The sequence below is a fragment of the Geodermatophilus sp. Leaf369 genome, from assembly GCF_001424455.1.
Classification (GTDB): Bacteria; Actinomycetota; Actinomycetes; order Mycobacteriales; family Geodermatophilaceae; genus Klenkia.
Map to the genome: position 1 here is coordinate 1 of NZ_LMQA01000006.1, position 15,951 is coordinate 15,951.

The 15,951-nt window shown below is 70.3% G+C and carries 18 protein-coding genes and 1 pseudogene; 9 read left to right on the top strand and 10 right to left on the bottom strand.

Annotation, left to right across the window (positions count from 1 at the left end):
• Both ASG36_RS20490 and ASG36_RS20495 read right to left on the bottom strand, forming a co-directional pair.
• Positions 1-216 (bottom strand): annotated as a pseudogene (locus ASG36_RS20490) (motility protein A); the annotation flags it as partial.
• Positions 217-258: 42 nt separating this feature from the next.
• Positions 259-942 carry a M23 family metallopeptidase gene (locus ASG36_RS20495; protein ID WP_235495358.1) on the bottom strand — a complete coding sequence of 228 codons (684 nt, stop codon included), beginning with the start codon at positions 940-942 and terminating at the stop codon, positions 259-261.
• Positions 943-1,203: 261 nt separating this feature from the next.
• Here ASG36_RS20495 and ASG36_RS20500 point away from each other — a divergent pair, with 261 nt between their 5' ends.
• The 3 genes from ASG36_RS20500 to ccsB are packed head-to-tail and all read left to right on the top strand — an operon-like array spanning position 1,204 to position 4,908.
• On the top strand, positions 1,204-2,166 hold the full coding sequence (locus ASG36_RS20500) for a cytochrome c oxidase assembly protein (protein WP_235495360.1): 963 nt from the start codon (positions 1,204-1,206) through the stop codon (positions 2,164-2,166).
• The gene (lnt, locus tag ASG36_RS20505) at positions 2,163-3,884 is read left to right on the top strand and encodes an apolipoprotein N-acyltransferase (RefSeq protein ID WP_082523387.1); all 1,722 of its coding nucleotides are present in this window, start codon (positions 2,163-2,165) and stop codon (positions 3,882-3,884) included. Before ASG36_RS20500 ends, lnt begins: the two co-directional genes overlap by 4 nt.
• 4 nt (positions 3,885-3,888) lie before the next feature.
• On the top strand, positions 3,889-4,908 hold the full coding sequence (ccsB, locus tag ASG36_RS20510) for a c-type cytochrome biogenesis protein CcsB (protein WP_055768790.1): 1,020 nt from the start codon (positions 3,889-3,891) through the stop codon (positions 4,906-4,908).
• Between the two features lie 391 nt (positions 4,909-5,299).
• Here ccsB and ASG36_RS20515 read toward each other — a convergent pair whose 3' ends face one another.
• Genes ASG36_RS20515 through ASG36_RS20530 form a run of 4 tightly spaced genes read right to left on the bottom strand, consistent with a single transcriptional unit; the run spans position 5,300 to position 8,138 of the window.
• Positions 5,300-6,163, bottom strand: a complete 864-nt coding sequence (locus ASG36_RS20515; RefSeq protein WP_082523388.1) for a cytochrome c biogenesis CcdA family protein — start codon at positions 6,161-6,163, stop codon at positions 5,300-5,302.
• On the bottom strand, positions 6,156-6,752 hold the full coding sequence (locus ASG36_RS20520) for a TlpA disulfide reductase family protein (RefSeq protein ID WP_235495364.1): 597 nt from the start codon (positions 6,750-6,752) through the stop codon (positions 6,156-6,158). Before ASG36_RS20520 ends, ASG36_RS20515 begins: the two co-directional genes overlap by 8 nt.
• Positions 6,753-6,804: 52 nt before the next feature.
• Complete coding sequence (locus ASG36_RS20525) at positions 6,805-7,500, bottom strand: vitamin K epoxide reductase family protein (RefSeq protein ID WP_082523389.1); 696 nt, start codon at positions 7,498-7,500, stop codon at positions 6,805-6,807.
• 2 nt (positions 7,501-7,502) lie between these two features.
• On the bottom strand, positions 7,503-8,138 hold the full coding sequence (locus ASG36_RS20530) for a thioredoxin domain-containing protein (RefSeq protein WP_235495366.1): 636 nt from the start codon (positions 8,136-8,138) through the stop codon (positions 7,503-7,505).
• A gap of 191 nt (positions 8,139-8,329) precedes the next feature.
• On the opposite strand from ASG36_RS20530, the gene ASG36_RS20535 reads away from it, so the two are divergent.
• The 6 genes from ASG36_RS20535 (at position 8,330) to ASG36_RS20560 (ending at position 13,613) form a co-directional block, all read left to right on the top strand.
• Positions 8,330-8,728 carry a metalloregulator ArsR/SmtB family transcription factor gene (locus tag ASG36_RS20535; protein WP_055768794.1) on the top strand — a complete coding sequence of 133 codons (399 nt, stop codon included), beginning with the start codon at positions 8,330-8,332 and terminating at the stop codon, positions 8,726-8,728.
• A 148-nt stretch (positions 8,729-8,876) separates the two neighbouring features.
• On the top strand, positions 8,877-10,820 hold the full coding sequence (locus ASG36_RS20540; protein WP_304437810.1) for a cation-translocating P-type ATPase: 1,944 nt from the start codon (positions 8,877-8,879) through the stop codon (positions 10,818-10,820).
• Positions 10,821-10,861: 41 nt separating this feature from the next.
• The gene (gene lspA / locus ASG36_RS20545; RefSeq protein ID WP_157499037.1) at positions 10,862-11,347 is read left to right on the top strand and encodes a signal peptidase II; all 486 of its coding nucleotides are present in this window, start codon (positions 10,862-10,864) and stop codon (positions 11,345-11,347) included.
• A gap of 175 nt (positions 11,348-11,522) precedes the next feature.
• The gene (locus tag ASG36_RS20550) at positions 11,523-11,972 is read left to right on the top strand and encodes a DUF6153 family protein (protein ID WP_157499027.1); all 450 of its coding nucleotides are present in this window, start codon (positions 11,523-11,525) and stop codon (positions 11,970-11,972) included.
• A gap of 256 nt (positions 11,973-12,228) precedes the next feature.
• On the top strand, positions 12,229-12,714 hold the full coding sequence (locus tag ASG36_RS20555) for a DUF305 domain-containing protein (RefSeq protein WP_235495368.1): 486 nt from the start codon (positions 12,229-12,231) through the stop codon (positions 12,712-12,714).
• Between the two features lie 236 nt (positions 12,715-12,950).
• Positions 12,951-13,613, top strand: a complete 663-nt coding sequence (locus ASG36_RS20560) for a DUF4396 domain-containing protein (protein WP_055768802.1) — start codon at positions 12,951-12,953, stop codon at positions 13,611-13,613.
• A gap of 589 nt (positions 13,614-14,202) precedes the next feature.
• Here ASG36_RS20560 and ASG36_RS20570 read toward each other — a convergent pair.
• The 4 genes from ASG36_RS20570 to ASG36_RS20585 form a co-directional block, all read right to left on the bottom strand.
• Positions 14,203-14,463, bottom strand: coding sequence for a hypothetical protein (locus ASG36_RS20570; protein ID WP_055768808.1), 261 nt, complete (start codon positions 14,461-14,463; stop codon positions 14,203-14,205).
• Positions 14,464-14,510: 47 nt separating this feature from the next.
• A complete protein-coding gene (locus ASG36_RS20575; protein WP_055768811.1) occupies positions 14,511-14,759 on the bottom strand; it encodes a helix-turn-helix domain-containing protein in 249 nt (82 codons plus the stop codon).
• Between the two features lie 15 nt (positions 14,760-14,774).
• Positions 14,775-15,287, bottom strand: a complete 513-nt coding sequence (locus ASG36_RS20580; protein WP_055768814.1) for a hypothetical protein — start codon at positions 15,285-15,287, stop codon at positions 14,775-14,777.
• A gap of 126 nt (positions 15,288-15,413) precedes the next feature.
• A complete protein-coding gene (locus tag ASG36_RS20585; protein WP_157499029.1) occupies positions 15,414-15,713 on the bottom strand; it encodes a hypothetical protein in 300 nt (99 codons plus the stop codon).
• Positions 15,714-15,951: the final 238 nt, after the last annotated feature.

Below are 15,951 nucleotides of genomic sequence, written 5' to 3' on the forward strand. Positions count from 1 at the left end.
CACCGCGGCCGGGGTCAGGCCCATCTTGAACCAGGTGCCGAGCTTCTTGACGTCGGCCATCGTGGAGCCGGCGATCGCGGCACCGAAGGTGCCGACGAAGACCAGGATGATCGGGGGCAGCAGGACGATGGCCATGGGGGACGAGCCCTCCATGATCATCGAGGCGATGATCGCGACCAGGGCGATCGCGACGCCGATCAGGGTTGCCGGGTCCATGTCAGCCCCCCGTCGGGCGGGTGGACTGAACGGACTGCGCGTTCACAGCTGCACTCCGCGGTCGGCCAACCACCGGGCCGGGTCCATGCGTGGTCCGTTCATGCCGCCTTGGTGGACCTCGAAGTGGAGGTGCGGCCCGGTCGACTGACCCCGATTGCCCAGCAGGGCGATCGGGTCTCCGGCGGCCACGATGTCACCGGCCCGTACCTGGATGGTCTCCATGTGGCCGTAGACGGTGACGTCGCCGTTGGGGTGCTGGATGTAGACGGCGAGCCCAAACCCGCTGGCCGTCCCGGCCCGCACCACCACACCATCGGCGGCCGCGACCTCTTGAGTCAGCATGGGAGCCCCGAAGTCCAACCCGTTGTGTGTCGTTCCCCACCGGGCACCGAAACTGCTGGTCAGCACGCCCTGCACCGGAAGCACGGCCTGTGGTCGCTCCCGCTCGACGCGCTCTGCCCTGGAGGCCGCCAGCAGCTCCAACCGGGCGGCGGCCTCGCTCTGGCTGATCTGGGCCTGAGCCTGGGCCTGGGCGAAGACCTCGGAATCCGCGTCCGTGCTGTCCCCGCTGAGCTCCAAGGCGGCAGCCACGCTGGTCCCGCCGTCCGGCAAGGCTTCCACCCCGCGACCGGACCAGGGGGCTGCTCCGACGGCGGCCAGGAGAGCGCCGGTGATCAGGGCGCCGAGAAGGGCCTGTGGTCGTCCATGGATGACCTTGCGACCCACGTTCAGACGGGGAGTTGCCTGGGCCTGCGGTGCCGCCACGGCATCGTCTGGGGCGTGTTTCACCTGCAGTAACCCCTCACCTGGTGTCCGGTCGCACTGGCGCGCCCTGCGAATCGGTCGGTCGTCGCAGCGGGGACCGCGCAGTCATCTACGATCCCGCATAGGAGACTATGAGTCGAGCGGGTGCCCGCCCCGGAGGCGGACCGCGACACACTGGCGGCAGGAGTAGATGTGGGTGCAGATCACAGCGGCGTGATGTGGATGCCCACCCAGCCGCCGACCTTGGCCCGCCTCATGGCCATCCAGCTGGACTGGACATCGGTCATTCCCGCTCTGGCTGTCCTGGCGCTGGCGCTGTACCTGCTGGGTGTCATCCGACTGCGGCGCTCGGGCGTCGGCTGGGCCTGGCACCGGACGATGACGTTCACCCTGGGCGTGCTCAGCGTCTTGGCCGTGACCGCGACGGGAGTCCAGGGCTACGGCATGGTGTTGTTCAGCATCCACATGAGCCAGCACATGGTGCTGTCCATGGTCTCCCCCATCCTGTTGCTGCTGGGGGCGCCGGTGACCTTGGCGTTGCGCACCCTGCCTCGGGGGCACGAGCGGGCGGGGGCGTCCCGCCGGTGGCTCCTGGTGGCGCTGCACAGCCGGTTCGCGGCCGTCGTGTCACACCCGGGCTTCACGATGCCGTTGTTCATCGCGTCGCTGTACGGCATCTACTTCACCCCGCTGGTGGACCTGATGATGGAGAACGCCGTCGGTCACATCGTGATGCTGGGTCATTTCCTGGTCACCGGGTTGCTGTTCTTCGGAGGGGTGCTGGCCGTGGACCCGTGGCCACACTCCTCCCGTCATCCGGTGCGGATGCTCGAGCTGCTGCTCCCGATGCCCATGCACGCCTTCTTCGGCGTCGCGATCATGATGGCCAGCACCCCCCTGGTTCGGGTCTTCAGTGACCCCCCTGCTGCCTGGGACATCGACCCGATGGCCGACCAGTCCACCGCCGGCAGCCTCACCTGGGTATTCGGTGAACTGCCCACCATCCTGGTGCTGGGCGTGGTGTTCTTCTCCTGGGTGGCATCAGATGAGCGCCGCAACCGGGCCGCTGATCGAGCCGAGGCCCGCTCGGGGGACCTGGACCTGGCCGCCTACAACGCTCACCTGGCCCAGTTGGCCCAACAGTCGGCGCGCTCCCCCGGTCCTGACGCCGTGCCCTCCCGGTGACCGGGGCGCCGGCCCTGCTGGGCCGAGATTCGACAGCCCCCGCCCCAAGTGCTCCCCGGTGGAGAAGTCCGACCAGAAGAGGCGCGCTCGCCGGTCTGGCCGTGGCGGGCGCCGGCGGGGCGCTGCTGTGGCTGGCCTTCCCCTCCTGGAACCTGTGGCCGTTGGCCCTGCTGGCCCCGGCGATGCTGTCGTGGGCCACCCACCGGCGTTCACCCTGGCAGGGCGCCGTCCTGGGCATGGTCTTCGGTCTCGCGTTCATGCTGCCGCTGCTGAGCTGGGCTGGGGTGTTCGTCGGCGCTGTGCCCTGGGTGGCTCTGGCCGTGTCCCAAGCCCTGTTCTACGCCGCGCTGGGCGCAGGATGCGCTGCCCTGAGCAGGCTTCCGGGCGCAGCGTGGTGGTCGGCATGCCTGTGGGTCGCCGTGGAGGCTGCCCGGTCGCGATGGCCCTTCGGTGGTTTGCCGTGGGGACGGTTGGCCTTCAGTCAGGCCGACTCCCCACTGGCCCAGCTCGCCGCCGTGGGTGGGGTACCGCTGGTGAGCTTCGCGGTCGCGCTGACCGGCACGCAGATCGCTGCGGTGATGATCAGCCGCAGCCAGCCACGGCCATCACCCGACCGCAGCGCGTGGCCCCGCGGTGGGCCCGCACTGCTGTCGGCCATGCTCCCGATGCTGGTCAGCGTCCCCCTGTGGGCCTCGGCATTCCATCTCAGTCCGGCCTCCTCCACCGACACTGGGCGGGCAGTGACCGTCGCGGTCATCCAGGGCAACGTGCCCCGAGCGGGCCTGGACTTCAACGCCCAACGACGCGCGGTTCTGGACAACCACGTCCAGGCCACCCTCGACCTGGCTGCAGCTGTGGACGCAGGGACCGAGCCAGCCCCCCGGTTGGTCATCTGGCCGGAGAACAGCTCCGACATCGACCCCCTGACCAACCCCGACGCGGCCGCCCAAATCACTCAGGCGGCCCAGGCGATCGGTGTGCCCATCCTCATCGGGGCGGTCCTGGAAGGACCGGGGGAGAACCTCACCAACGCCGGCATCGTCTGGGACCCCGTCACTGGGCCGGGACAGCAGTACGCCAAGCGCCACCCGGTGCCTTTCGGGGAGTACATGCCCGCCCGGTCGTTCTTCCGGCTCTTCAGCGACCAGGTCGACCTGCTCGAGCGGGACTTCGTGGCCGGTGAGGAGGTGGGGCTGCTCGACATCGCCGGCGTACCGGTCGGGGACGTCATCTGCTTCGAGGTCGCCTACGACGGACTCGTCAGCGACGTCGTCGAGCAAGGTGCCCGATTGCTGGTGGTGCAGACCAACAACGCGACCTTCGGCTACACCGATGAGAGCCCTCAGCAGCTCGCGATGAGTCGCCTACGGGCCATCGAGCACAACCGGACGGTCATCGTGTCCGCGACCAGTGGCCTGTCCGCGGTCATCGACCCCGACGGCACAGTGGTCGATGAGTCCGAGCTGTTCCGACCCTGGCAGTTCGTCGGCCCGGTCACCCTGGCTGAGAGCACCACGCTGGCCACCCGTGTGGGTGCGGCCCCCGAGGCGGCACTGAGCCTGATTGCCCTGGCAGCACTCGTCGCGGCGACCCGGCCCGCTGTGCGCACACGGCCCACAGCCCCCGCCGCTAGCTCCGCTACTTCTCTCGCTACGGCCGCTACGGCCGCCTCCATCGCACCGCGCAGCTCCCCTACCGACGACCCCGAGGACACCTGACCTGATGAGCACCCAGACAATGGCCTCCCTGTCCGACCAGCTCTTCACGGTCTCCGTGCTCGCCTATGGCCTGGCCACCCTTGCCTTCTGCGCCCAGCTCGCGTTCGGATCGCGGCAACGGGCCACCGCAGCCGACGCCGAGTCCCGGTCCCCGGTGCTCATCCCGGCTGGACCGAGGACGGGGCCGCCGGGACAGGGCGGTTCGCCCGCCGGGGAGCCGCCGGCCGCCGACCCGCCCTCCGCCGACGCGCCCTTCGTCCGGCCCGCACGCCGGTTCTCCTGGAGCACGCTGGCCCTGGCCCTGACGGTGCTGGGCGCGGTCGTGCAGACCGCCGTGCTCGCCTTGCGGGGTTTCGGGACCGGTCGCGCCCCGTGGGGCAACATGTACGAGTTCGGGACCGCGGCGGTGCTGATCGGTGTTCTGGCTTACCTGGTCACAGCGTTCCGGGTGCCCGCGATGCGTCACATCGGGCTTTTCGTGACCGGCCCGGTGATGGTCAGTCTGGTGCTCATCGGCTTCTTCCTCTACGCCGAGGCCGGCCCGCTGATCGCCGCTCTGCGCTCGGACTGGCTGGTCGTGCACGTCTCGGCGGCGATCATCTCCTTCGGGGTGTTCCTGGTCAGCGCCACCGCCAGCGTCTTGTTCTTGCTCCAACGACGCCGCGAGGGACGCCCGCCCCGCGCACGGATGGGCGTGCTGGACCGACTTCCCTCATCGGTCGCACTGGATCGGGTAGCCCACCGGGCGGCGGTGTTCGCGTTCCCCATCTGGACGTTCGCCGTGGTCGCCGGGGCGATCTGGGCCGAGAGCGCGTGGGGCCGGTTCTGGGGTTGGGACCCCAAGGAGACGTGGGCGTTCATCTCCTGGGTGGCCTACGCCTCCTACCTGCACGCCCGCAGCACTGCGGGGTGGCGGGGTGCACCGGCGGCGTGGATCAACCTGGTGGGCTTCGGCTCGCTGGTGTTCAACCTGCTCTTCGTCAACCTCGTCTCCACCGGCCTGCACTCCTACGGCGGTGTCTGAGATTCCTAGGCGCCGCCCGCGGCGGCGAGCGGTCGGGCTGACAGCGACCGCAGCGACCACCGTGCTGGTAATCGGTCTGCTGACCCGGGTGGCCACACACGGCCACCCCGCCGAGGCCACGGCGAACCCCGGCAACGGCCAGGCCGCTGCCGACGTGGTCGCAGGGGGGTGGTCGACGGGGTACGTCGCAGCATCCGCGGCCGTCGGCGTTGTGGTTGCCCTCCTGGTGGGGGCAGCCATCGAAGGGCATCGGCGGCTTCGACGTCGGACCCAGCAGCGCACGCTGCGAACCCAACTGGGACCGCCACCCTGTGAGGTCACCCAGGTGGCCCTGCATCTGGTGACACCGACGGCCGACCCGGGCGCAGTCGACGTCGGCCGATGGTGGCCCTCAGACGAACGAGGAGCCCAGTCCGGTCGTGGCCAACCAGGCTCGGGTGTAGATCATGATCGCGTCCCAGGTGCCGGTGAGCAGCAGGATTCCTAGCAGGACCAGGAGGCCGCCGCCGATGCGGGTGACGGTGCGGGCATGGCGGCGGGCGTACCGGGACAGGGTCAGGGCCCGCCGGGCTCCGCTGGCGATGAACACGAACGGCAATCCCAGACCCAGGCAGTAGGCCAAGGCCAAGATGGCGCCGCGGGTCGCTGAGGCCTCGCTGTAGGCCAGGGCGTTGACCGCCGAGAGGGTCGGACCCAGACACGGGGTCCAGCCCAGCCCGAACACCATGCCCAACAGCGGTGCCCCGACCAGGCCGGCCGGTGGCCGGCGGTGCAGCCGTCGTTCGCGTTGCAGCCAGCCCAACCCGCCCAGGAACGCCAGACCCATGACGATGGTGACCACACCCATGACCCGGGTAATCACTGGCGCCCATTCCAGCAACAGCCGGCCCAGGCCCCCGAACGCGGCGCCGAAAGACATGAAGACCACCGTGAACCCGGCCACGAACAGCACGGCCCCAGCCAGCACCCGCCCGCGCCCACCCTGGGGGGCATCGGGGCCGGGCTCGTCCTGACCCAGCGCAGCCACGCCTGCCCCGCCTCCGGTGGGCAGGGTCGCCCCGGCCGTGGCCGGTACCCCCGGTCGGGCAGCCTGGCTGCCGCTGAGCCCGGCCACGTAGCCCAGGTAACCCGGGACCAGCGGCAGGACGCAGGGCGAGGCGAAGCTGATCAGACCCACCAGGGCCGCCACGGCCACGGCCACCACGAGGGAACCGTCGGTGACCAGCCCGGCGAAGAGCGACCCCAGTTCACTCACCGGGCGCGCCGGTCGAGGGTGAGGTGGTCGGGGGTGGGGTGAGGTCCTCGGCGAGCAGGGTCTGCAGGCTGGTCCGCAGGTCGTCCTCGGCGACGGCGGAGACGTAGACGGCGGCGACCCGGTTGTCCCGGTCCAGCAGGATCGTCGTGGGGACGACGTTGGCGGGGAACCCGTTGAACGCCAGCGCCACCTCCCCGGAGGGGTCGAACAAGGAGGGGTAGGTGATGCCGAAGTCGGTGGTGAAGGCCTGGGCGAGTTGCCTCTGGTCCCGGACGGCGACTCCCAGGAAAGCCACGCCGGCATCGGCGACGTCGGTGGAGACGGTTTGGAATTCCGGTGACTCCACCCGACACGGTGCGCACCACGAACCCCAGAAGTTGATCACCACGATGTCCCCAGCCAGCGAGGAGGACTCGAAGGTCGTCCCGTCGAGGAGCTCCCCGCCGAACTCCGGGGCGCCCTGCCGGTCCTCGGCGGGGATCAGTTGGGCCGCCGGGGTGGCCGCTGTGAAGTCGAAGTCCCCGCCGGCGCCGCTCGTGCTCGGGTTGGCACCGGAACTGCCGCAGCCGGCGACCAGCAGCCCGAACACCCCGGAGGCCCCGACCGTCAGAACCGTCCGTCTGGAGATCCCTGCCTGGCCCTCAGCCAAGGGAGACGCTCCAGAAGGTCCAGAACCGGACGGTGATCAAGGTGGCGATCACCAGGAGCCACGTCGTGACGATCACCCCTTGCCGCCGATGCAGGACGCCGGCCGCCGTCGCCGCCGGCCCGGGCTGGCGCCTCGTGACGGCCGTGAGGTTGCGGGCGGTGACGGCGACGAACAAGGCGATGACGACGACCCACACGACCATGCAGTAGGGACACAGCGCCCCGATGCGGTACAGGCTGGCCGCGATCAACCAGTGCACGAAGACGACTGCAGCACTCACCCCGACCTGCAGCCCAGCCCAGAACCACACCGGGAGCACCGCCCCCCCGGCCAGAGCCGCGCCGACGACCAGCACGACGCTGAATCCGATGAGCCCCAGCAGGGGGTTGGGGAACCCGAATGCCTCGGCCTGCGGGCTGGTCATCACCGACCCGCAGCTCAGGACGGGGTTGATGCTGCAGGTCGGGACGTAGGCGCTGTCGGTGAGCAGTCGGTACTTCTCCACCGCGAGCACGAATGCCGCCAGCAATCCCAGTGCGCCAGCCAGGATCAGTCCCGCCCCCAGCCGCCGCTCCCGGCTGGGCTGACCCGGCCCGACCGGGTGCGAAGTCGGCCCTCGGCCGGCTGACTCAAGCGCACTGTTCCGGGCTCTTGGGTCGGCGGCCGGAGCCGATACCGAGGTGGACATGACTACTCGTTGACGGCTGCGTCGACGGCGGCGATGAGTTCCTCGGCCGAACCGACTGTCAGCTGTTCCCCATTGAGGAAGAACGTGGGAGTTCCTTGCACGCCCAGGGCCAGCCCGTCGTCGCGGTCGGCGAGCACCCGCTCCAGGGTCGCTGGGTCGGCGACGGCGCTGTCGTAGGCGTCCATGTCCAGCCCCAGGTCGGTCGCGAACTCCCGGAACAACTCGGCCATGGAGGTCTGCTGCTCACCCCACTGGGTCTGGGTGGCGTACATCTGCTGGTACATCGCCTCGAATTCCCCCTGCTGGGCAGCTGCCTCCACGGCAACCGCAGCGTTCTGCCCGTTGAAGTGACCCTCGACCGGGAAGTAACGAGCGATGAAGGTGACCTGTCCGGCGTAGTCCTCGCGCAGCTGCTCCACCACCGGGTAGGCGGCCAGGCAGGACTCGCACTCAAAGTCCAGGAACTCCACCAGAGTCACCTCCCCCGGGGCCGTGTCCAGGCGGTGGCTGTTCTCCCGCACCACCAGGTCCTCGCCGCCCTGACCGTCCGCGGTGGCGTCTGAGCCCCCACCGCCGAACACCATCACCGCCACAGCGACCACGGCAGCGAAGACCGCTACGAGCAGGACCGAGATCATGGTGTTGGACCGCAGGGTGACTCCTCGAGATGGCGGCCACGAGACGGGCCGCAAGACGGACGCTTCCTACTATCCAGGATAGGAAACCGGTGCATCAACCCGGGTGAACATACCTACAGGCGTCAATACGTTGTAGTGTTCCAGGTCGTAGCCCGCTAGGGGTGTCGAAGTGTTGCGATGTGGAGTGACCCGTGACTGAGGACCGCTGCGACCTGTTGTGCCTGGATCTGCCTCATGCTGAGGCCGTACGCGGAGGGCTCCCCAACGTCGAACAGGCCGCAGGGCCGGCTCAGCAGTTCAGGGCCCTGGCCGACCCACAGCGCCTGCGTATCGCTGCAGCCCTGCAAGCCGGCGGTGAGTTGTGCGTGTGCGATATGGCTTGGATCGTCGGGACAAGTCAGAACCTGGTGTCCCACCACGCCCGGGTGCTGCGGACGGCGGGGATGGCTGCATCCCGTAAGGACGGCAAGCTGGTGATGTATCGGCTCACCGACATCGGCCAAGCCCTGCTGGCGATGACCGGGATCGCATCGCCCACGGCCGACCCAGGTGCCAGCCACCCGGGCGTCTCGGCGGCGTCCAGTGTCTGACCTGTGCTGCGGCCCCGACGACAACCCAACCCCCCAGTCGCCAAGGCGGGCATTGGCCACAATTCCCCTCACCTCGGCTCGTCCTGCAGAACCGGTGACGGGGTGCGGTGAGGGCTGCGCCTGCTGCGCTCCCAGCACCGTCGACCAGGTGGCCGCGGTCGGCGATGGCTGCGGTGACCCCACCTGCTCGTCACCCGCCACCCCGGTCGACGCCCCGGCCCTGCCGCTGTGGCGGGCCCGGTCGGTCCAGCTGGCCGGCGCCGCCGGGCTCCTCTGGGTGGCCTCGCAGGTCACGGCCTGGGCCGGTGGACCGGTCGTGCTGGGCACCGCGCTCGCGCTCGGTGCCGTGCTCGCCGGCGGCGCCACCTTCGTGCCCGGAACCCTGCGTGCGCTGGCCCGCCGCAAGCTGGGCGTGGGCACGCTGATGACCGTGGCCATGGTCGGCGCCATAGCCCTGGGCGAGGTGCGCGAGGCAGCGATGCTGGCCTTCCTGTTCTCCCTCGCCGAGGCGCTGGAGGACTACGCCGTCGATCGCACCCGCCGCGGCTTGCGGTCCCTGCTTGACCTGGTGCCCGCCCGCGCCACCGTGCTCCGCCCCGGCCCCGCAGGGCTCGTGGAGTCGGAGGTCGACCCGGCCGACCTGCGCGTCGGAGAGGTGCTGGTGGTCCGGCCCGGGGAGCGGCTGGCCACCGACGGCACCGTGACCGAGGGCCAGTCGACTCTGGACACCTCGGCGATCACCGGGGAGTCCCTGCCCGTGGAGGCGCAGCCAGGTACCGAGGTGTTCGCCGCCTCGGTCAACGGCGGCGGGGTCCTGCAGGTCACCGTCACCGCCACCGTCGCCGACAACTCCCTGGCCCGCGTCGTGCACATCGTCGAGGAGGCCCAGGACCGCAAGGGCGCAGCCCAGCGCCTGGCTGCTCGCATCGCCGCACCGCTGGTGCCCGCGGTGTTCGTCGTCGCCGCCGCGATCGCCGTCCTCGGCTCACTCCTCGGCGACCCGGGCGTGTGGATCGAGCGTGCGCTGGTGGTGCTGGTCGCAGCCTCCCCGTGCGCGTTCGCGATCGCCGTCCCGGTCACCGTGGTCGCCGCGATCGGTGCCGCCACCCGCCAGGGCGTGCTGGTCAAGGGCGGCGCCGCCCTGGAGTCGCTCGGCGCCGTCCGCACCCTGGCGCTGGACAAGACCGGCACCCTGACCCGCAACTCCCCCGCCGTCGTCGCCGTCCTCACCACCGACGGCCACGACGACGAGCAGGTGCTCACCGTCGCCGCAGCCCTCGAGGCCCGCAGCGAGCACCCCCTGGCCACCGCCGTCCTCGCCCACTGGGCCGCAGCGCACGACGGCGCCCCGGCCCCGGTCGCCACAGACGTGCAGGCCCTGGCCGGCCAAGGCCTCACCGGTGTCCTGGACGGCGTCCCGGTGCGGCTGGGCAAACCCGGCTTCCTGGACCCCGGCGCCCTCACTGGGCAGGTGCGGGACCACCAGGACGCCGGCGCCACCGTCGTCCTCGTCGAGTCCGCCGGCCAGCTGCTGGGCGCACTCGCCATCCGTGACGAGCTGCGCAGCGAGGCGGCCGAGGTCATAGCCCGGCTGCGCACGATGGGCGTGGCGACGGCGATGCTCACCGGCGACAACGCCCGCACGGCCGCCCACCTCGCCCGGGCCGCCGGCATCACCGACGTGCACGCCGAGCTGCGCCCCGAGGACAAGGCGACCCTGGTCGACCGGCTCCGCTCGAGCACCCGAGGTGGGGTGGGGATGGTCGGGGACGGCATCAACGACGCCCCCGCCCTGGCCACCGCCGACGTCGGCATCGCCATGGGCGCGATGGGCGCCGACGTCGCCATCGAGACCGCCGACGTCGCCCTGATGGGCGAGAGCCTGCACCAGCTGCCCCGCACCCTGGCCCACGCCCGCCGGGCCCGGACGATCATGCTGCAGAGCCTGGCGTTGTCCGCCGCGATCCTCATCGTGCTCATCCCGCTGGCCGCCCTGGGGGTGCTGTCCCTGGCCGCAGTGATCGTGATCCACGAGGTCGCCGAGGTGTTCGTGATCGCCAACGGGATCCGAGCCGGCAGGTCACACCAATGAACATCCGACAGTCAACCTGGCTGTCGGGAGCTCGGTTGGTGATGGCTGTGGTCGCTGCAGTCTTGGTGGGGGTGGATCTGGGGGTCAAAGCCCTCATCGAACAACGCCTGGGCGACGGGCGGACCCTGGATGTCGGGATTCTGGACCTACGACTGGGCTACAACACAGGCGCCGCGTTCAGTGTGGGGTCCGACCTGCCCGGCTGGCTGGTCCTGGCCGTCACTGCGGCGGTCACTGTCGTCGTCGCCGGATTCGCCTGGGTCATGGCAGGTCGTGCGCGGACCTCCGGGTGGCTCGTTGCTGGGCTGGCCGCCGTGGTCGGAGGCGCTGTGGGCAATCTGGTGGACCGCGCGGGCGACGGACGCGTCACCGACTACCTGCACACCGGCTGGTTCCCCACCTTCAACCTCGCCGATGTCTTCATCACCTGCGGGGCGGTCGTCTTCGCCGCAAGTACCGTCTTCAACCCCGACATCGAGGACACCGCAGCCACCAAGGCGCGGCCGATGACTACTGACCAGAGATGACGACGATCGCCACTGGGGAGTTCTGCCTGCCCCATGTGCGGTCTGCGGCTGCGCCGCCGTGCGGTCGCCGGTGCCCGCGCACTCGCGCCTGCAGGCCACCTGCACCAGGGCCGGAAGCGGTCCGATGCACCACGTGCCTACCCTGGTGGGGTATCGGCTAGCGGTGGGGGGTGTCATGCGGGCACGTTTGCTCTGGGCCCTGCTCGTGCTCGGCGCAGTGTTCAGCATGCACGGCCTCAGCTGCACCGACAGTGACGCGGCCATGGCCAACATGCCCTCGCACGCCACGCCCGACCAGACGGGGGAAGCGGGGCCCGGACTTGATTCGGGGACCAACGCCCGTGATTCCGCGCTACCGCAATCGCTGGTAGCTGCACCCACCTGGATCGACGACGGCCAGACCGGTGACGGTCATGGGGCCATGGCCCACGCCCTGATGGTGTGCATGGCCGTCTTGGCCGGCGGGATCGGCACGGCACTGGCAGTGCTGGCCTCATGGCTGTCGCGACGGCGCCTTCTCACCGTTGTGCCCCGTCCCACCGTGTTGCTGCGCAGCGTCCTCGACCATGCGCTCCCTCACCCAGCACCTCCCGAGCTCAGTCGTCTCTGCGTGCTGAGGGTCTAGGCCGAACCACCTGACACCCGTGGCCCACGTGTGGCCCGGAGTCGCGTGCTCGACCTTCCATGCCCTCTTCGTGCCCGGCTCATATCGGGTGCGGCACCCCTTTCAGGAGACCCATGTGCTCAGCCACCATGCTTCGACCCGTTCCCCCCACCGCTCCCGCGCCGCCGGGTTCGTCGGTGCCCTCATCGCCGCCTCGGTGGCCCTGTCGGCCTGCTCTGGCGGCGCAGACCCCTCGTCGGCGCGGTCCTCGACGTCCGTGCCGGCAGAGGCCACGTTCAACACCGCCGACGTCACCTTCGCCCAGTCGATGATCCCCCACCACGAGCAGGCGGTCGAGATGGCCGACCTGGTTGCCGACCGCTCCACCAACCCCGACGTGCTGGACCTGGCCGGCCGCATCCAGGCTGCTCAGGGGCCCGAGATCGACGTTCTCAACGGCTGGCTGGACAGCTGGGGCGCCAACAACTCAGACGACACCTCGGGAATGGCTCACTCCGGCATGAGCGGGATGATGACCGAGGACGACATGTCCTCCCTGGAGACAGCCAGCGGCGTGGACTTCGACCGCATGTGGCTGCAGCTGATGCTCGAGCACCACACAGGCGCTGTAGGCATGGCCCAGACCGAGATCGCCGACGGCGAGGACCCCGCGGCGATCGCGCTCGCCCAGGACATCCAGTCCTCCCAGGGTGCCGAGATCACCGAGATGGAACAGCTGCTGCAGAGCCTGTCCACGCAGTAACCCCCCGACAGCAGAGGCTGCGGCCAGCCCGGCGCAGCCCCGCCCAAGGTCACCCGATGGCCGGGAACGCCGAGAATCACGGCCCTCGATCACCCCCAAGCCCTCGACGTGCACCACCGCGACACGACCTGCATGCCGTCCCTGGCCTGCACCCCGAGGCACCGCCGCCCTCGCCGGCGTCCGATGCCTCACCCGCACTCCCCACAACTGACCCCACGTGAAGGACCACAACTGACATGGACATGAACACCACGATGGGCGCCGCACTGCCGGACTGGCTAACACCACTGGCCTGGACCTACGGACTGCTGGCGCTGCTGAGCGCGGCGATGATCGCCACCGACGTGTGGGCCCGCGGGCACCGCCATCGCACCGTCACCGCCGAGATCACCTGGGTCGGTGCAGCCCTGTTCCTGGGCCCGGCTGCCCTCGTGCTCTACCGCCGCTACGGCCGAAAGCCCCATCCCGGCGCCCGACCCACCGACGCCCGGCCCGTCGTCGTGGACAGCCTGCCCGGTGGCACCGCCTCAGCCCTGGCCCACCTCGTCGGTGTCCCCCTGGTGATCGCCTCCGGGCTCACCATCGCCGGCACCGACCTGTGGGTCATGATCGCCGTCATCGCGGTCGTGGCCATCGCGCTGCTCGCCGTCCACGAGCGCACCACCGATGGCGCCACCACGCTGACCGCGGTCGCTCGCGCCACCCTCACCGTGGTCGCCTTCGACATCGGAATGGGCGGCTGGATGCTCCTCCTGCACTTCAACGACCTCATGCCCCCGGCCGCCGACGTGCAGTTCTGGTTCCTTATGCAGATCGGCATCCTCGCCGGCCTGCTCACCGGCGCACCCGCCGTCGCCGCACTCCGGCGCACTCCGGCACGCCTCCCCACAGCCGCCTGAGCCCCGAACCACCGGGAACTGAGGCCCGCGGCGGGGCGTGGTCACCCAGGTCACGCCCCTCCAAAGGGTTCAGATGCCTCCTGGTGGTTCTTGCCTGAAGCGATGTAGGTGCCCTCTGAACAAGTGTGGCGCACAGTTCTCGCGTGCGTCAGTGGCTCCGAACCCGCGCCTTCGAGGCCCCAAAACCCCGGTGCTGCTGGTGGGGATACATACCGGCGAAAACGTCATGGTGGGGCCGGCCCATGCTCTGGGAATCGCCAGTTGCGAGGGGCAGCACCTGGTCGCCCTCTGCGGGACTCCGGTGATAGTCGACCTGCCGCTCGACTGGCCGCTGCCGCGGGGGGTGCAGATGTGCTTCCAGCGCCGGGATCTCACCGCTGCTTGAGCCGTTAGACGCACAATTGGGCCTGGAGCTGGAAGGTGCGCCAGGTGCCGACCTGGAAGTCGTCGTAGCCGCAAGACCCCGGGTTGACCCGACGGGCGGTGGGTCGAGGTATCGGCGAACCCAGCACTGACCGCTGAGTGTCGCGGCATCCTCTGCTTACGTGCGGTTGCGCCTGGGCCTGTCCCCTGGTGACATCGCCACCAGCTAGACCGCCGGCGGGGTAGCCGCCAGTCGGTAGTGCACCGATGCCGCGGTAACGCCGGCAGCGCGGGCGATGACGGCCACCGGGTGCCCGTCGTGATCGGCCGCGCGCAGCAGGCTGACCCAGCGCGCGGTGGCGATGTCGTGGGCGGCCCGGTGCGCTGCGAGCTCAGCCGTGTCGCCGCTCGGGTGCGCGACCGCGTCTGCAATGCGCTGGCGGGCGGCCCGCTTGACCGCGGCTGCGTTCTCCAGCTCCCGCAGCACTTCCCTACCGGCGCGGTTGCCCGGTTGTGGCGCTGCGGGTGGCGCGGTCATGGCTGGGCCGGTGGTCGACCTTGGATGCGGCGGGGCACCTGGTGGGCCTTGAGGACGCCGTGGACGGTGGTGGGTGCGCGGTCGACGAGTTGGGCGATCTCGCGGATGGACATGCCCTGCCGGTAGGCCTTCACAACGTAGGCCTCCAGGCGGTCCTGCAGCGCCCGGTCCCTGGTGGAACCGGTGCTGGAGGTGCCGGCGAATTCCGGCAGCGGCGCCCAGGTCGGCTTCGGGGTGCGCGGCATCAGTGGTGGGGCCGCTCAGTCGCGGGGTGGCCAGGCCTGCAGCGAAGGCAACGGATCGCTGAGGAACACCGCACCGGTGTCGGGGTAGACGTCCTGCGTGCGGTGTTCATGGCTGCCGCCGGTGTGGGCGATCGCGGCCAGCAGCAGCAGCAGGTGCCGGCGGTCTAGGCCGGAGGCGACGTCACCAAGGTCGAGGGCCTGGCCGTCGGCGATGGACGCCGCTGCTCGCAGGATCCGCAGCTGCCCGCTGGACCCGTGGATACGCCCCTCGCGCAGGGCTGGGTCGATGTCGACCCAGGTGACCGACGCCCACCCCACGCCGGGGGCTTGTCCGGTGGGTGGGCCGGTGGGGTCGTCGTCGTAGTCGACGGCGATGAGGCCGGCGGCGGCGAGTTGGGGAAGCCAGTGCCCGGCGTTGGCCAGCAGCAGCACGGCGGCCTCTGCGGCGTAGTCCCCCACCGCGGTGCGCAGCAGCGCGTTCTCTAGATCGGTGGCCTCGAAGTCGCTGGCCTTCGGTTCGAACAGCACAGCGGGTCCTCGATTCGCTTCGGCGGTCGATTGCTCTGCTGGTGAGTCTGCCTCTCTCTGCTGACATCGCGGGCCGATCGCAGCGGGTCTGTGGATGGACGCCACCCCTCTGGGTGCCTGGGCTGGTCAGGCAAGGCTGCCGGCCGGGACGGCAGCTGCGGCCTGTAGGGCGCCGTCGATAGCCACCGACCAATGAGTTCTGGGGTCGCGGGGGGCGACGCGGCTGGCGACGACGGTTCCGCGGAAGTCTGGTCCGGGGAAGCCGGGTGCGGTCTCCCGCAGGCACCACACCCGGGCCCGCCAGATGAGTGCGTACCGGTCGCGTTCCCAGGCGTAGAGCAGCCCAGGTTGGACGTCGTCGACGCTGGAGAACCGCGGCTTGGTGACCCACACCGGGCTGGGTGGGTCCACGGTGCGGTTGTCCATCGGCGGGGACCGTAGGGCCGGGGTCCGACAGCGGCCGGACCGACCCTTCCACCGCAGCAGCAGTCGCACCGCCGCGCAATCGGGGTGACAACGTGGCGCGGCCGGGGTGGCGGGAGGGACTGGTGCTAGTGGCTTGTCCGACCCTCGAGGTGAGCTTGCGTCCACCCGAGACGAGGAGACCTAGGACTCCAGATCAAGACCACGACCAAGACCAAGACCAAGACCAAGACCAAGACCA

What these genes read in the sequence shown, in the direction of transcription:
- ASG36_RS20500 (WP_235495360.1), top strand. Translation starts at nt 1,204, where the DNA reads ATGCCCACCCAGCCGCCGACCTTGGCCCGCCTCATGGCCATCCAGCTG.
- ccsB (WP_055768790.1), top strand. Translation starts at nt 3,889, where the DNA reads ATGAGCACCCAGACAATGGCCTCCCTGTCCGACCAGCTCTTCACGGTC.
- ASG36_RS20525 (WP_082523389.1), bottom strand. Translation starts at nt 7,500, where the DNA reads ATGTCCACCTCGGTATCGGCTCCGGCCGCCGACCCAAGAGCCCGGAAC.
- ASG36_RS20530 (WP_235495366.1), bottom strand. Translation starts at nt 8,138, where the DNA reads ATGATCTCGGTCCTGCTCGTAGCGGTCTTCGCTGCCGTGGTCGCTGTG.
- lspA (WP_157499037.1), top strand. Translation starts at nt 10,862, where the DNA reads ATGGCTGTGGTCGCTGCAGTCTTGGTGGGGGTGGATCTGGGGGTCAAA.
- ASG36_RS20550 (WP_157499027.1), top strand. Translation starts at nt 11,523, where the DNA reads ATGCGGGCACGTTTGCTCTGGGCCCTGCTCGTGCTCGGCGCAGTGTTC.
- ASG36_RS20560 (WP_055768802.1), top strand. Translation starts at nt 12,951, where the DNA reads ATGGACATGAACACCACGATGGGCGCCGCACTGCCGGACTGGCTAACA.
- ASG36_RS20575 (WP_055768811.1), bottom strand. Translation starts at nt 14,759, where the DNA reads ATGCCGCGCACCCCGAAGCCGACCTGGGCGCCGCTGCCGGAATTCGCC.
- ASG36_RS20585 (WP_157499029.1), bottom strand. Translation starts at nt 15,713, where the DNA reads ATGGACAACCGCACCGTGGACCCACCCAGCCCGGTGTGGGTCACCAAG.